We start from the raw sequence: 14610 nt of genomic DNA on the forward strand, positions 1-14610 counted from the left end.
GGCGCCTATGGTTCGCTGGCCTGGACCTATGATGCCGTCGGCAATCGCGCGACGCAGGAAATTACGGTGCGAATTACGGTGACACGCCCGTCTTTACCTATTCCCGCGCGCCGGCTAGCCTGCCGCGCATGACCCGCATCGCCCGCATCGTCGTCCCCGGACTGCCGCATCATGTGACCCAGCGCGGCAACCGCCGCGAGCGCATCTTCTTCGAGGACAGCGATTATGCGCTCTATCGCGATTGGCTCGCCCAATCCTGCCGCCAATTCGGCGTCTCCTGCTGGGCTTATTGCCTCATGCCCAACCACGTCCATCTCATCCTCACGCCGGAGGATTCCTCGGGTCTCGCGCTCGCCCACCGCCTCTACGCCGGCTATGTCAATGCGCGGGCGCGCCAGACCGGGCATTTGTTTCAGGGACGGTTCGGCTCGGTGGTGATGGACGAGGACCACCTGATGGTCGCGGCGCGCTATGTCGCGCTGAACCCGGTGCGGGCGCGACGACGCGCTGGTCAGCGTGCGGCCGTTGCTCGACCGGGCGCCGCGCTTCGCCGATCTTCTGGACAGCGAGCCCGACTCGGTTTCATTCGCGCCGCTTCGCCGCAGCGAGCTCATAGGCCGCCCGCTCGGCGCGCCAGGCTTCATGGAGGCGATCGGTCGCCAACTCGGCCGCGTCGTGACGCCGGGCAAGCGCGGGCCCAAGCCGAAAGACAAGGCAAAGCGTAGCCGTCGTAAAAAGGTATTGACGGGCGTGTCGCCGTAATTCCGCTCGCGCGGTCAGGCTGATCAACGGACCATGAGTGCTAAGGCCGCCGCCGCGATAAGCAGGCCGAGCAGAACGTAGCCGATGAACTGCTGCGGATATAGGCCGAGCGGCCGCGGTGTCTCGGCGGCGAACTCCGGATCCACCCAGGCTGTACCCGGAAGAAAGGGGGCGATCATGATCGCGTCCCAGTAGAGCGACGTGATCGCGGCGGCGATCAGGATCGCTGGGAGGCTCAAAGGCGCTAGGAAGAGTACCGCAATCGCCAACGCGCCTTGGCCAAACCCCATGAGGATCGCTTGGGCGTTGTGAAATTTGGCATGCGGCGGCCAAGCTGGATTCTTCAGGTGTTGGCGCGCGCCCAGCGGGATGAGCCAGTCAGCGCAAAGGCCGCCGATCGCCGTCACAGCGGCGACGATCACGATTATAATGCGTGCGGCTTCCATGACTGGTCCTTTCGTTTCGGTCAGAAAAAACCCGCCATGTAGCTGAACAGGCCGAGCTTATCGGGACGAACGAAATTATAACCCGTCGAGACCTTGGTTCCGTCCTGCTTGTGGAGAGACCAGACCGCAAGCAGCTCGCCATGATGAACGAGCAGCCTGTCGGTGCTAAACGTGGCTCCCGGCATGTGCTTTTGAAAATTGCCGATGTGGGCGTGCAGGCTTGCGCGGCCCTTGCCTTCACCACCCGGATTTGTAAAGACGAGGTCATCCGACACGCACCGCTCGAGCAGGCGCTGGCGTTCAGCTTCATCGGTTGTCGCATAGGCGGCGAAATAGGCGTTCCACCGCTCCTCAAAAGCATCCTTGTCCATTGCTTCTTCTCTTGGCTCGCTATCGGGCGCACTGGATTGACGCCCGCACGCCGAGGAGATATCGCGCCGTATCCACATGGTCGATAATCGATGCGCGAAAAAACTTTATACAGCGTCCAAAGCGTCAACGATCCTCTTCTCGACCTAATCCGTCTGCTGCGGCCACGGGCCGCGCTGTTCGGCGGCGGCCTCAATGCCGCGGGCGACTGGGGCGTCTCGTTTCGTATGCGCAACGACCTCCTGTTCTGCTGGATCGAGAGCGGCGCATGCCTGCTTTTGCGCCCAAACTGCGCGCCACTCTGCATCGAACAGGGCGATTTCCTGTTGATCAGGACGGTCACGCCCTTCACGCTCGCATCCGATGCGTCGGTCGAGCCTATCGACAGCGAGGCCGCCGTTGCCGCGAACGGCGACGTGCGCCTGAGAGTGGGATCTGGCGGCGACCGGCGGGTTGTGCTGCATGCCGGCAAGTTCACCTTCGACACCGCGAACGAGGACCTGCTGGCTCCCTTGCTGCCATCGCTCGTACACCTCGCCGCCGGCGACACGTCGCTCGGCCGCGTGCGTGCCCTGCTTAACCTGAACGAGCTTGAAGCCCGGCAGCCCGGCCCCGCCAGCGCCTTCGTCATTCTGCGATTAGTCGAGCTGATCCTCGTGGAGATCCTGCGAAGCAAACGGGGCCTCGTCGACGAGGCGCAGACCGGTCTGCTCGCCGGCCTCGCGGACCCCGTTGCAGGGCGCGCGCTCATCGCGATGCATCGCGACGTGGCGCATGAGTGGACCGTCGCCGAGCTGGCAAAATTATGCGGCGTCTCCCGCTCCACATTCGCAGCGCGGTTCCGCAGCATCGTCGGCGCGGCGCCCATCGACTATCTGCTGGCTTGGCGGATGGCGCTCGCCAAGGACGCGCTGCGCCGTGGCGCGATGACGAGCAGCGAGATTGCCTTCGCCATCGGCTTCAAGTCGCCGAGCGCTTTCAGCACGGCGTTTACGCGTGCGATCGGATGCTCGCCGAAAAGTTTCGTGCGCGCTCTGCAGCCCTCATTGTGAGGCGTAACATGGCCGCCATACACATAGAGGTGGGCTGCGCCCCTCAGGTGAGACACGCAGATTGAGTGACATGGCCTTTTAGGAGGCCTTATGTCCAATCATCCGATGCGCATCTTTTCGAGCACGTTCAAGGAACAGACTGTCAGGCGGTTGGAGTCTGGCGAGGCTTCGGCGGCGCCTTCTTCTATTTCGCTTGGGATAGCTCCACGCCGGGTTCCGTCTCGTCCATCATCTGCTTGACGGCGTCGGCCGACCGGCTCATCCCCGCTTCGTCGATCGCCCAACCCGCAAAGCGCTCCAGCAAGGCGGCGAACGTCACGAGGTCCTGTTCGTCCCATTGCGCCAGCGAGCCTGCGAAAATCCGCCATTTGGTCTGGCGCACCGCCGTCACGAAGCGCTCGCCCCTGGCGGTGAGTTGAAGGCAGATGCGTCGGGCGTCGAGTTGCGATGCGACGCGGAAGGCGTAGCCGCGCTCGACAAGATCGGCGGAGATGCGGCTGGCGCGGGAGGGGTCGATCCCTAAGCGCTCGGCGATGATCCCGACCGTCACCTCGTCCTGCGGGGCGGCGCCGGCGCCTGGATTGTGCGCGATGGCGATGATCGCGTCGAGATGGCTCACTTCCAGCGAGGGATCGATGCGGGCCAGGATCAAACGACCAAAATCCCGGCGCTGGATCGAGCGGCGCACTTTGATCATCACCGCATCGATGGCGGCGACGGCCTTGGCCGCCGCTTCCGACAGGCCGCTTCTCAGCGCCAAATCCGCGAGGTCCGGATCGCCCTGGCACAGGGCGGGAAATCGGTCAGGCGTGCCCGGTCCGGAAGCATTGTCGCTCATATCCCAGCGCGCTAGCAAAAATACGTGTCAATGTCAAATATATGCCTGAAACATATATTTGATGTTGACATGTATCTGCTATGGGCACATAAACTGCGCCCGGTCCACGGAGATATCGATGACTCTTGACTCGACCCTTCCCGATGCGGCGCCCGTCGAGGCCGAAGCCGGGCCCGACCTCGCAACATTGATCGTCTATTTCGGCGCGCTGATCGCCATGTTCATGGCCACCATCGACATGCAGATCGTCGTCACGGCCTTGCCCACCATCGCCGGCGAACTGGGCAATCTGCATTTGTTCGGCTGGGTTGGCGCGGCCTACCTGCTCTCGACCTCCGCGGTTGCGCCGTTCTACGGCAAGCTTGGCGACATGGTTGGCCGCAAAAACGTGGTGTTGACGGCGATCGGCTTGTTCCTGCTAGGCTCGCTGGTCTGCGGCGCCGCATGGTCGATGGAGAGCCTGATCGCCGCGCGCGTTCTGCAGGGCATAGGCGGCGGCGGTCTGATGGTCTCGGCCTTCGCGATGATCGGCGAACTGTTCGGCCCGCGCGACCGCGCCAAATATCAAGGCTACAGTTCGGCGGTGTTCGCGCTGTCGTCGGTCCTCGGCCCGTTGGCCGGAGGCTATATCACCAGCCTGTTCGGCTGGCGCTGGGTGTTCCTGGTCAATCTGCCGGTCGGAATCGTCGTGCTGGCGGTGCTCGCCGTCGCCATGCGCGGCCGGTCCAGCCAGAAGAGGCATCGCGTCGACTATCTTGGCGGCGCGCTGCTGGCCATCGGCACGACCGCCATCGTCTATTGGGGCTATCATGTGCTCGATCCCGCCGGGCCGGACCTCCTCACCTTCGTGCTGCCGATAATCGCGCTCGCCGCGATCGCGTCGTTCATCATGGTCGAGCGGCGGGCCGAGGAGCCGATCGTGCCCTTGCGGCTGTTTGGCATTTCGACGGTCAGCATCGTCTCGGGCGTGTCGCTGGTCTCGGGATCCGTGACGCTGGGGATGTTCTTCTATTTCGCGCTCTACATGCAGACGCTGACCGGATTGAGCCCGGCGGCGGTCGGCTTCCTGTTCCTGCCCGCTTCCGTCACCTCGATGATCGTCTCGATCGTTGCAGGACGGGTGATCGCCGCGACCGGCCGCTACAAATGGATGCCGGTGGCGGCGATGGGTATCGGCGGGCTGCTGATGCTCAGCTTTGTCCTCGTCAATGCGCACACGCCTATCTGGCTGCTGGCGGCGATGATGGGCTTGTTCGGCGTCAGCATGGGTCTGCAGTTCCAGGTGCTGATCGTGGCGATCCAGGCCGCCGCGCCGCTGCGGGACATTGGCGCCGTCACCTCGCTGATCACTCAGGCGCGGACCATCGGGGCGTCGCTGGGACTGGCGCTGAACGGCGCCGTGATGACCTGGGCGCTGAATCGACAGACGGCCGAGCTTCCCGCCGATGCGGCCGCGCTGCTGCCCGAGGGCCTAACCGGACTGAACCCGCGCCTCGCATGGAGCCTGCCGGATAGTGTCCGCGAAGTGGTGTTCGGCCATTATTCGAGCGGCTTCAACACGATGTTCGTCTGGGTGGCGGCGCTCTATTTCGTCGCCATGGCGCTGACGCTTCTGCTGGAGGACGTCCAGATCCCTAAGCGAAGCTGAGCCCGCCGATTCCTGGCGAAGCCGCTCGCCATAACGCGGCGTTACGGTGATCGTGACACAGAACGAGTCGTGTCTCACGAGAGGGGCGCAGTCCAAAGAGCGTCAATGATCGTTTGAGACGCCCGATCATTTGGCGCCGCCCGCCATCGGCTCCAGGCCGCTGGCCGCGATGGCGGGAGCGGCGTCGGGCGAGGCGAGGAACCGAACGAGCGCTCGGGCCGCCTCGGGCTCCCGGCTCCCCGAGACAACGCCAGCCGAAAAGACGGTGAATTTTTGCACCTCGGGCGGCAGGGGTCCAACAATGTCGATGCCCGCGATGGGCTTCAATTCGCTGATCTGCTGAAATCCGATCTCGGCGTCCCCGCGCGCGACAACGGCGCCGACGGGCTCGGCGGGGATCATGCGCGCTTTGGCGGCGACCGCATCGGCGACGCCCAAATTCTTCAGCATCTCGTTCTGGATATAAACGCCGCTCGCGCTGTCCGAATAGGCGATGGATTTGGCGGCCAGCAGCGTTCGCCGCAGCGCGTCGACGGAGCCGATATCGGGTTTGGGCGCGCCCGCGCGCACCGCGACTCCGATGCCGGAACGCGCGAGATCGACCCGGCTGTCCCCGTCCACTTTGCCTTGCTTGACAAGGTCCCCCAGCGCATATCCCACCATGATCACAACGTCGATCGCCTCCCCGCGCGCCAGCCGGGAGGGAACCGCGTCCGCGGTATTCCCCATCGAAGGCCCCCAATTCGTGACGAGCTTGTCGCCGCTCTGGCGCTCAAATTCGGGAGCCAGCGCCCGGTAGGCGGCGGCAAAGCCCCCTGAGCTGACCACCCTGACCTCGCCGGCGAAGGCCGCGCTGACGAGGAAAAGAGCGCTCGCCAAGGCGATGCTTGCGGCGCGGACAAGGCTTAGCTGCGATCTCATCGCTTCTCCCCGAGACTGCGAGGACAAAAACGCCATTGTTCTGAAAAGCCGGCATCGCTGGTCTCAGCGCGATATTGCGTCCGATCGGGCGGCGACGGGAAGCAAAAGTTCTGCGACCTGCAACGGCCGCCGCTCGTGCAAGCATTGCGGGACGAGCAATGATCGGCGCCTCGGAACCGGAAGCTTTTTTCTACAGTCTGGGCCGCTCAAAGGCGTGGAGCTTGTCGATGGCCTCCAAGGTCGCCATGACGCGCATGCGAAGTTTATGAACTTCGTTTTCGGATGCGCTTTCGGCGACCGCGCGGCACAATAATTCTCGCGTCAACGCCAAGGAATCGCGCAAATCGGCGATCCGCTCTCCAATTTCGGAGCGAATATGAGACGGCGGAGCGACTGTGCCGTGCATCTTGTCCTCCCGTTCGGTTTCGGCGATGGAAGATCGCGATTGCCTAATGATTGAGCAACCGACTGAGTTCCGGGTGCGCCGAATTAATTTTGAATGACGCTGCGATGCTGGACGACGGCGCGCCCAGAGAAGATCGCCCAACATCGGCCAGCGCCGGCCAAGCCGAACGCCGCGACAAATAGTTGCAACTTTCCAAAACGCCGGTGGTTGAGCCGTCGCCGGGGCGGAAAGCGCATAGCCGCTCATGCAGGAGGCATTCGCCCGGTGCGGATGGAGAATGCGACGGCGTCTCTGCCTGCTCTTTCCGCTTGGCGTGCGGCCTCCTCGAAATTGTATGGCACGGCGCGTAGCTCTGCAGCCCAACCATCAGCAAGTCTTTCAAGGAGGGCGTATCTTGCGTGCGGCGCGCCGGCCTCCATGACGTGCGGAATTGGCGAATTATCTCGATAGCCAGGCATTCCGACGCTGCCGGGGTTCACAATCAAGACGCCTCCGGCGGCGACGATGCGTGGAATATGCGTATGGCCGCAGAGTACGACGCTCGCCTTCCCTATCCCTTTGAGTCTTGCAACGATGGCGTCCTCTCTGTCCAAAATGGGGTGGCCCGAACGAACATCCTCGAGAAGATATTCGAGGTCTCCGCCCGCTGGGCTTCCGTGGCAGGCGAAGACTTGTTCATCCGCGAGCGCGAGCGTTTTTGGCAGGCTCGCTATCCAATCAAGATGAGCGTTCGTCAGGAGAGGTCTGGCGAAAGCATCCGAAACGCCCATCCCGCCCTGCAACAATTGTCGCTCATGGTTTCCGGCAATCGTTGGGCATTCGAGGCCAACCTGGAGGTCAGCGCTTTGGGCCGGATCGAATGGTCCCGATACGAGGTCGCCAAGATTGACGATTTGGTCGAGCGCAGATGCGCGTATGTGAGCCAGGACGGCTTTAAGGGCCACGGCGTTTCCGTGAACGTCAGCAATAACAGCGATGCGCATGAGACTGTCGATCCGTATCGTTGGAAGTGAGCGGCTTCGCGACCCACGTCGCCCATCATGGCGTCTAGGGCGCTTCGCGCCAACGCATCGGCAGAATGCCGTTCTGTCTGAAACTGCCGAGGAAGCGGAAGCGCGCAGCTTGCGGATTGGGACGCGCTTCGATCGTCGCATCGAGGATCTGTACGACGTCTTCCTCATCATACGCCGGCCATTCTGGCAGGCCAGTTCCGTTGGGATCCCCGTGCATCGCGAAATTCACCCAATAGCTCATCATTGTCTGCGCCAGAGCGCGATCCGCCTCGGCCGGCGGCGCGCCGCCGCCGATCACCTGTTGCGGCGTCAAAGTGCCGAAGACAAAGGGGATCTCGGTGACGTGCGAGGCGATCGGCGTGTAGGGCGACGTGTAACTGAACATGTAGCCATAGACGGGCGCGCGACCGCCTGCTCGATGCAGTTGCAGCCACTGCCAGCACTGCTCGCCGACCACAATGTCGCCCGTGAGCGCGGCGGCGGAAGCCTTGGCCTGCGCGTCGGTGTCGGCAGGGTAGACCTCCAGGAAATCCGCCATGCGTTCCCTACCGAACATCGCCTCGGCCGCGGCGCAAAAGGCTTGCGCCGATTGATCGGGGAGTGATTGTGAGAGGAAAGGGAATTCCTCCGTGGCGTTCCAACCCGCCAATAAGGGGATGGGCATTTGCTCGCCGCGCAGGAAGCGCGCAGCGGGCGCGTCGGGTATCACATGATGATCGATGCTGGGGGAGAACGCCGCTACGACGTGATCGGACTGAAAGCTCCAGGGCGCGGCTGCGTTCAATTGTTCGGCCGGCACGGCGCGCAAAGCCGCGATAGACGCATGGCCTTGCTGACGAGCGAAAGCGCGGCCGCGCGCTCTAGCTTCATCAAAGCCTTGCAGCGGCCCGTGTCTGCCATCCCAGAATGCGCCGCTTTCGCCAATGGCTTTGTGGAACAGTCCATGCGCCAGCGGCGAAGCCATCAAGATGCCGACGGCCATGGCGCCGGCGGATTCGCCGAACAGCGTGACATTGTCGGGATCGCCGCCAAAGCCGGCGATATTGGCTTTGACCCAGCGCAGCGCCGCCAGTTGATCCTGCAGGCCATAATTGCCCGATGGCGCTTCCGAATCGAGATCGGGATGGGCGAAAAAGCCGAAGACGCCGAGGCGATAGTTGAAGCTGACGACGACGACGCCCTTGCCTGCCAACGGGCCGCCATTGGTGGCGGGATTAGCCGAGGAGCCGAATTGAAAGCCGCCGCCGTGAATCCACACCATCACGGGCCGCTTCTCGTCGGCCTGTTTCGCGGCGGTCCAGACATTGAGATAGAGGCAATCCGCACTGCGCGGCCCCGGCCGCTGATCATTTTCGAGCGCCGACAGACACCCTGCGCCAAATGTCGAGGCATCGCGCACGCCGTCCCAAGGCGTCGGCGGCTGCGGCGCGCGCCAACGAAGCGGCCCGACCGGCGGCGCCGCATACGGTATGCCCTTGAACGCCAGCGCGCCGCTACCATCCCGTGGGCAGCCACGCACGGGACCGGCTTGCGTGCGAACCTGTCGTCCCAGTTCGGCTGCTTTCGCGGTCATGAAGGCGTTCACGGTCGTATCTCCTTATTATTTTTTGGGCGCCTACCCGGCATAGGTCAGAAATTTATCGACTTTCTCCTTTGATTAATTTAGATGTTCTATCAACCGATCGCTAAAAACCGTCAATCATGAGACAACCTCTCCGCTACCCCTGGCTCAATCTCGATGTGGATGACCGCTCCGCGCCGGTGATTGCCGTGCGCGTTGACGTGATCGGGACGAAGGCGGAGGCGCCCGATCATAGTCATCGCAAGGGGCAACTCGTCTTCGCGCTGGGAGGGGGCGTCACATGTCGCGTTCCCAGCGGCTTGTGGATGGTGCCGCCTCATTGCGGGGTTTGGGTTCCCGGGGGCATGCGCCACAGCAACCTGGCGACAGCCAATGCCCGGCTCTTCTTCGTCTATATCGAGCCGGAGGTTATCGACCTGCCGGATCGATGTTGCACGCTTTCGATCTCGCCACTGCTGCGCGAATTGATCGTCGAATTGTCCGATCAGGTAGCGGATGATGACAAGAGAGAGGACCTCTTGACGAGGATCCTGCTGCGGGAACTACCCCGGATGGCTGTTCAGCGCTTACATTTGCCGCTTTCGCCTGAGCCGCGGTTGAACCGGATCGCTGCAAGGCTGGCGGAAGACCCTTCCGACCGCCGCACACTGGCTGAATGGGCCAATCGCGTCGCCCTCAGCGAGAGCAGCCTCGCACGTCTCGTCGTCAAGGAGACAGGGTTGACCTTCGGCCGTTGGCGTCAGCAATTGCATTTGATCGTCGCTATACGAGAGCTCGCTTCCGGCGCAAGCGTACAGCAGGTTTCGGCCGACCTCGGCTATGAATCCGTGACGGCCTTTATCACGATGTTCAAGAAAGCGCTGGGAAAGCCGCCGGCCAAATATCTCAACAGCGTCACGCAAAATACCGGATCCTGATTCTCTAGTTGGCGAACCGAATACGACGCTTGACGCCTTTCCCTAGGGTTCGATGATCCAACCCCTCGCGCGAACCGCGGCGATGCGGTTGCGCGCAACCGGGACACGCAGTCCATTCGCCAGACGCAGACGCCAATTGCGCAGGTCGCGCTCTGCGCCGTCTACCGCGGCGGCTGCCACCCACCAACTCCTATGCACCTGCAAACCTTCGGTTTGACCGTAACGTTTGATCGCTTCGTGCAGCGGCATCAATTCAAGGCTCGATCCGGAGTCGCGGTGAACGCGGACATAATTGTCTTCCATCTGTAAGCAGATCGCGGCGCCGCCGTCGCGGGCCGCGCTCGTCGGCGGCTTTGGGTTGGCGGGAGCCGCAGTTTCCCACACATGGCGAGCGGTTTCAAAGATTAGCCAAAGCGCGACGACCGAACCTTCGACAAGGACGGCTTGGAAATACCAGTCCACAGCGCCGAAATTGTTGACATGCGCCGGCCAAAGCGAATGCGCCACCATGGCCGATAGTACGGATATGGGCGCAGCCGTTGTGGCGATGCCGATGGCAAGGACGAACAGACGGGGCAGTCGAAGCTTTAGGCCCACGCGCAATTGGAGCGGGATGAGAAATCCCGCAAGAACGGTTCCGGCGAGCATCGTCGCCACGTAATCGAAGATACGCAGGGGGAGCGGGTTCAGATAGCTGCCAAACGGCCCGATGACGCCAAGCAAGATGCCCAGGACAGCGGCAAAGCCAAGCGCTCGGGCCCACCAGCGCGGGTCGCCGATCTCGCCGTTCCACCCCTCAATCCGCATCGGCCAACGTTCACTCAGGATTCATGCGGCGAAACCTTAGGGCGCCGTTGGTCCGGCCGGCAAATCCATTCGCCCATTCGCCCAATTGGCATGGAATCGCGACGAATCGGGCGGTAATCGGCAGCCTGACTTGAGACTTCGAGAACCGATCGGCTTCCACCATGGATCATTCATCGCCTCCCGCCCGCCACGGGCTGTTTGTTGGCAGGACGATTGGGCCGCGCCGCCTCGGCTGGATTGTCGGCGCCGGAATTCTGCTCGCCGCGGCTGTTCTGGCGGTCACGCTTCGGCCCGACAGGTTGGCGCGGGTCGCCGCGGGCTTGGCGGCGCACAGCCTGTGTTCGGCTGTCTTTGTGCAAGGGATCGAGCCCAGCGCAGCCGATCGGGAGATGGTCCGGCCGCTCCTCGGCTTCGCCTGGAGATTGATCGATGATCGGATCGACCGCGAAAGGCGCAGCGTGACGGCGAGCTTCGCGGGCGTCCTGAGCGCTCGAGCCGATTTCACGGCCGGATACGGTTGCCGGCTCGACTATTCCTCGAATGAGCCGCCGCCCCCGCCGCTGGCGCCCGGAGCGGCGACGCCGGTTGATGGATTTGCGCCGCCGCATCTTGTTGAAGCGACCGACCCGGCGATTGGCGAGGCGCTTGATCGTCTTTTCACGCAGCGGCCAGGCGAGCCGATCAAAGACGTCAAGGCCGTGGTTGTCGTCAGCAACGGTCGCGTCATAGCCGAGCGTTACGCGCCGGGCTTCGATATTCACACGCCGGTCCTGAGTTGGTCTGTTGCGAAATCGCTCACCAACGCGATCCTGGGCGTGCTGGTGCGCCAAGGTCGTCTCGCCATCGACCAGCCCGTCCATGCGCCGGAGTGGCGAACGCCGGGCGATCCTAGGGGCGCGATCACGATCGAACAGATGCTTCGAATGGAAAGCGGCCTCGATGCGGGCGAAACGGGATCTGGACTCGATCCGGTATCCCGGATGGAATTCTCACAAAGCGATATGGCCGGCTTTGCCGCACAGCATCCGCTGAAGGCGCCGCCTGGATCAACTTGGGAGTACACATCGGCGAATACGCTGATTCTTGACCGCCTGTTGGGCCAGACCGTAGGCGGGGGCGCCATGGGAATGCGGACGTTCGCTCGGCGTGAACTGTTCGATCCCTTGCATATGACGGATGTAACGATGGAATTCGACGGCAACGGCATCTTTGTCGGCTCTTCCTTTGCCTTCGCGAGCGCCAGAGACTTCGCTCGCTTCGGCGCCCTTTACGCCAACGACGGTCTCGCCCCCGACGGAAGCCGCATTCTGCCGGAGGGCTGGGTCGCCTGGTCGCATCGTTCAACACATGGCGCGCCGTACGGCGCAGGGTTCTGGACCAACGACGGAGAGAGTCGTTACGCGCAGTGGCGGATCGCGCATGGTTTTCCAAAAGACGGGTTTTTCGCCAGCGGAATTCAAGGTCAGCGCATCTACATCGTGCCGTCGAAACATCTCGTGATCGCCCGCTTTGGCTATTCGCAGGGGCCGGATTTCGGCTTGGAGGACGACGTTTTCCTCATCGCCGCCGCGATCCGTTCGACCGATGGCGGAAACGGATGATTTTGGGCGTTACGGGGACGACGCATTCAATTGAATCCAGCCACTCAATTCTCAATAGGCATTGAGCAAACTGTCGCCGTAAAACTGGCTGTCGAGCACGCGGATAGGCCCTCGCCGCGCATCGGCGCCGCATGCGTCGAATTGTCCAGGAACCAAGTCGGACCCATCACGTTCTGGCCGGGTTGGGGCTAGCATGCGACAAAAGGAGTTCAGCATGAAGATATTCGGCACAATCGCATTCGCCGCGCTGGCCGGCGCGAGCGCTCTGGCCATGGCGTCCACGAGCGCTTCGGCGAGCATTGTCTGCAACGGAGAGGGAGACTGCTGGCACGCTCATGCCAACTATGAATACAAACCGGCTTTTGGCCTGGTCGTCCACCCAGACGATTGGAAGTGGAAGGAAGGCGAAAAGCACGCCTGGCGCGAACACGAAGGCCGCGGCTATTGGAAGGGCGGGGAATGGAAGGAATTTTGAGGGGTCGCTAACACGCGCAATCTAAGAGGACCGCCGACGGAGAGGCCCCGTCGGCGGGTATTTGCGCACTCCGTTTGTTCGGAGCCCGCGAATCACATTTCAATCCAAATGAATGGGTCCTGAGTCTCGTTAATCGCCCTGTTCGCCATCGACCGACACTTCCCAGCCCTCCTCGTCCGTGCGGCGAATATTGAGCTTGTCGCCATTGAACGACAGGACATATTTGATCTGCGTGCCGTATCCGATATCTTGCGTGTCGATCCGGAATGTCTGCCCGTTCAGCCACGTCCCTTTGGCGGCCGGGATGTGGCCGGGGTAGAGGCCGTCAAGCGCCGGCGCTCCCTTACGGTAGAGCCCGTCAAGTCCGATCGGCGTGTCGTACGTGAGTGACGAACCCGCCGGATTGCGCAACGACAATTCAATTTCGAGATGCGGACGAGGGTCGGTGAGTTGGAGGATAAGCGACTTTAGCCCGAGGTTGTTGTCAGGAAATTTGTAAGTCTTTCCGGAGATGGCGGCAGCCGTCTCGGGCGTTGGGCCAACCGGCGTTGGTTTTTCGACCGCGGCGTCCTTGATCGCACTGGCGAGCTCTTCAGCGGCGTTCGGATTCGACGGCAGCGCCGACTCGAATTTGACAGCGCCAGAAACAGCGTCGATCAGGGCCTCTAATTTGACGAATTTTCTTGAGGTCGTCACCGCCACGATATCGAGATCGGGAAACACCGTGATCAACTGGCCGTCCTTGCCATTCGCCATGTAAGCGTGTTTGTCGGGAAATACCCAGATGAAGTTCGAGTAGTTCAGCTTCGCATCCCATGACGCATGCATATTCACGAGCGTGTGATTCAAAACATCCGCCCAGCCCGGCGGCAGAAGAGGCTTTCCCTCCCATTCGCCGTGACGCAAATACAAATAGCCGATTTTCGCCATATCGCGCGGCAGCAAGAACAGCTCCCCCTCTCCTGTTGTGAGGCCTTGGGGATCGCGATCCCAATGCCAATCGGCGATGCCTAACGGCGCAAAAAGCTTTTCTCGCGCATAATCCTCCTCGGGCTTGCCCGTAAGCCGGGTGATAAGGGCTGAAACCAGATTTGCATTGCCGTTGCAGTAATTGAAAAGCTCTCCCGGCGCATGGGCCATCGGGCGATCGAGAATGAATTGGGTCCAATTGGAGCTTCGGTACGTATCGACCATGGTCTGCTGCTTGCCGCCCTCAATTCCCTGATCGCAGTCGAGCCCGGAGGTCATGTCCAAAAGGTTTTGAATCGTGATGGCTTTCTTTCTGTCGTCGACATTGGCGACGCGGCGATCGGCGAAAAAATCCAGCAGGGGATGATCGAGACGGTCGAGCAGGCCGTCCTTGGCGACCATCCCGAGAAGCGTGCCGGTAACCGCTTTTGTCGAAGAGAATATCTCGTGCACAATGTTTCCCGTGTAGGGCGCGTAATAGGCCTCGGTGACAATCCGCCCATGCCGCACGACGATGAGACTGTCGAAGCTGTGGCTTGCGCCATAGCCGACAAGCTTGGCGAGATCAGACGAATCCATGCCTTGCTCTTCCGGCGGCGACGTCAGCCATCCCTTGGTCGGCCACGGGGATTTATCGAGGTCCTGCGCGCGCGCAGGCACGAGATGAAGGCAAGCCAGCAGAGCGGATAAGCTCAACGCCGCGCTTAAAATGAAATGTTTCTTGATTCTCGTGAGCATCATGCTCGCCTCCATCATTCCTGGGAATGTTGACGTCGCCGACGTTTAGGACGTCGCGCGCCGGTA

At 62.1% G+C, this 14610-nt stretch carries 15 protein-coding genes; 6 read left to right on the top strand and 9 right to left on the bottom strand.

Annotated elements, in window-relative coordinates; genetic code table 11:
• Window positions 1-128 precede the first annotated feature (128 nt).
• Window positions 129-725, top strand: coding sequence for a transposase (locus GSQ90_RS03390; protein WP_246731392.1), 597 nt, complete (start codon window positions 129-131; stop codon window positions 723-725).
• Window positions 726-785: 60 nt separating this feature from the next.
• On the opposite strand, the gene GSQ90_RS03395 is transcribed toward GSQ90_RS03390, so the two are convergent.
• Window positions 786-1208: a DUF6640 family protein gene (locus GSQ90_RS03395; RefSeq protein WP_158813308.1), complete on the bottom strand. Its 423-nt coding sequence runs from the start codon at window positions 1206-1208 to the stop codon at window positions 786-788.
• Window positions 1209-1228: 20 nt separating this feature from the next.
• Entirely contained in the window at window positions 1229-1579 is a 351-nt protein-coding gene (locus GSQ90_RS03400; protein WP_158813310.1) for a nuclear transport factor 2 family protein, read from the bottom strand.
• Between the two features lie 90 nt (window positions 1580-1669).
• Between GSQ90_RS03400 and GSQ90_RS03405 the strand changes: the two genes are divergently transcribed.
• Window positions 1670-2629: an AraC family transcriptional regulator gene (locus GSQ90_RS03405; protein WP_158813311.1), complete on the top strand. Its 960-nt coding sequence runs from the start codon at window positions 1670-1672 to the stop codon at window positions 2627-2629.
• Between the two features lie 184 nt (window positions 2630-2813).
• Here the strand turns inward: GSQ90_RS03405 and GSQ90_RS03410 are convergent, their stop codons facing one another.
• Window positions 2814-3467 (bottom strand): MarR family winged helix-turn-helix transcriptional regulator, encoded by a 654-nt coding sequence (locus GSQ90_RS03410; RefSeq protein ID WP_158813313.1) that lies wholly within the window; start codon window positions 3465-3467, stop codon window positions 2814-2816.
• A gap of 118 nt (window positions 3468-3585) precedes the next feature.
• Here GSQ90_RS03410 and GSQ90_RS03415 point away from each other — a divergent pair, with 118 nt between their 5' ends.
• Window positions 3586-5115: an MDR family MFS transporter gene (locus GSQ90_RS03415; protein ID WP_158813315.1), complete on the top strand. Its 1530-nt coding sequence runs from the start codon at window positions 3586-3588 to the stop codon at window positions 5113-5115.
• Between the two features lie 126 nt (window positions 5116-5241).
• Here GSQ90_RS03415 and GSQ90_RS03420 read toward each other — a convergent pair whose 3' ends face one another.
• The 4 genes from GSQ90_RS03420 to GSQ90_RS03435 all read right to left on the bottom strand — a co-directional run bounded on the left by GSQ90_RS03420 (window position 5242) and on the right by GSQ90_RS03435 (window position 9040).
• Window positions 5242-6036, bottom strand: coding sequence for an extracellular solute-binding protein (locus tag GSQ90_RS03420; protein WP_158813317.1), 795 nt, complete (start codon window positions 6034-6036; stop codon window positions 5242-5244).
• A 190-nt stretch (window positions 6037-6226) separates the two neighbouring features.
• Entirely contained in the window at window positions 6227-6688 is a 462-nt protein-coding gene (locus GSQ90_RS03425; protein WP_158813319.1) for a hypothetical protein, read from the bottom strand.
• Window positions 6685-7596: a metallophosphoesterase gene (locus GSQ90_RS03430; protein WP_371418324.1), complete on the bottom strand. Its 912-nt coding sequence runs from the start codon at window positions 7594-7596 to the stop codon at window positions 6685-6687. The genes GSQ90_RS03425 and GSQ90_RS03430 overlap by 4 nt, the downstream gene beginning before the upstream one ends.
• A complete protein-coding gene (locus GSQ90_RS03435) occupies window positions 7490-9040 on the bottom strand; it encodes a carboxylesterase/lipase family protein (protein ID WP_158813323.1) in 1551 nt (516 codons plus the stop codon). Before GSQ90_RS03435 ends, GSQ90_RS03430 begins: the two co-directional genes overlap by 107 nt.
• Before the next feature lie 116 nt (window positions 9041-9156).
• On the opposite strand from GSQ90_RS03435, the gene GSQ90_RS03440 reads away from it, so the two are divergent.
• A complete protein-coding gene (locus tag GSQ90_RS03440; protein ID WP_158813325.1) occupies window positions 9157-9954 on the top strand; it encodes a helix-turn-helix domain-containing protein in 798 nt (265 codons plus the stop codon).
• 42 nt (window positions 9955-9996) lie between these two features.
• Here the strand turns inward: GSQ90_RS03440 and GSQ90_RS03445 are convergent, their stop codons facing one another.
• Window positions 9997-10761 (bottom strand): LytTR family DNA-binding domain-containing protein, encoded by a 765-nt coding sequence (locus GSQ90_RS03445; RefSeq protein ID WP_158813327.1) that lies wholly within the window; start codon window positions 10759-10761, stop codon window positions 9997-9999.
• Window positions 10762-10922: 161 nt separating this feature from the next.
• On the opposite strand from GSQ90_RS03445, the gene GSQ90_RS03450 reads away from it, so the two are divergent.
• Both GSQ90_RS03450 and GSQ90_RS03455 read left to right on the top strand, forming a co-directional pair.
• On the top strand, window positions 10923-12362 hold the full coding sequence (locus GSQ90_RS03450) for a serine hydrolase (RefSeq protein ID WP_158813329.1): 1440 nt from the start codon (window positions 10923-10925) through the stop codon (window positions 12360-12362).
• A gap of 214 nt (window positions 12363-12576) precedes the next feature.
• Window positions 12577-12837, top strand: coding sequence for a hypothetical protein (locus GSQ90_RS03455; RefSeq protein ID WP_158813331.1), 261 nt, complete (start codon window positions 12577-12579; stop codon window positions 12835-12837).
• Between the two features lie 129 nt (window positions 12838-12966).
• Here GSQ90_RS03455 and GSQ90_RS03460 read toward each other — a convergent pair whose 3' ends face one another.
• Window positions 12967-14547 carry a serine hydrolase gene (locus GSQ90_RS03460; protein WP_158813333.1) on the bottom strand — a complete coding sequence of 527 codons (1581 nt, stop codon included), beginning with the start codon at window positions 14545-14547 and terminating at the stop codon, window positions 12967-12969.
• Between the last annotated feature and the right edge of the window lie 63 nt (window positions 14548-14610).

This window comes from Methylocapsa sp. S129 (genome assembly GCF_009765995.1).
Taxonomy (GTDB): Bacteria; Pseudomonadota; Alphaproteobacteria; order Rhizobiales; family Beijerinckiaceae; genus Roseiarcus.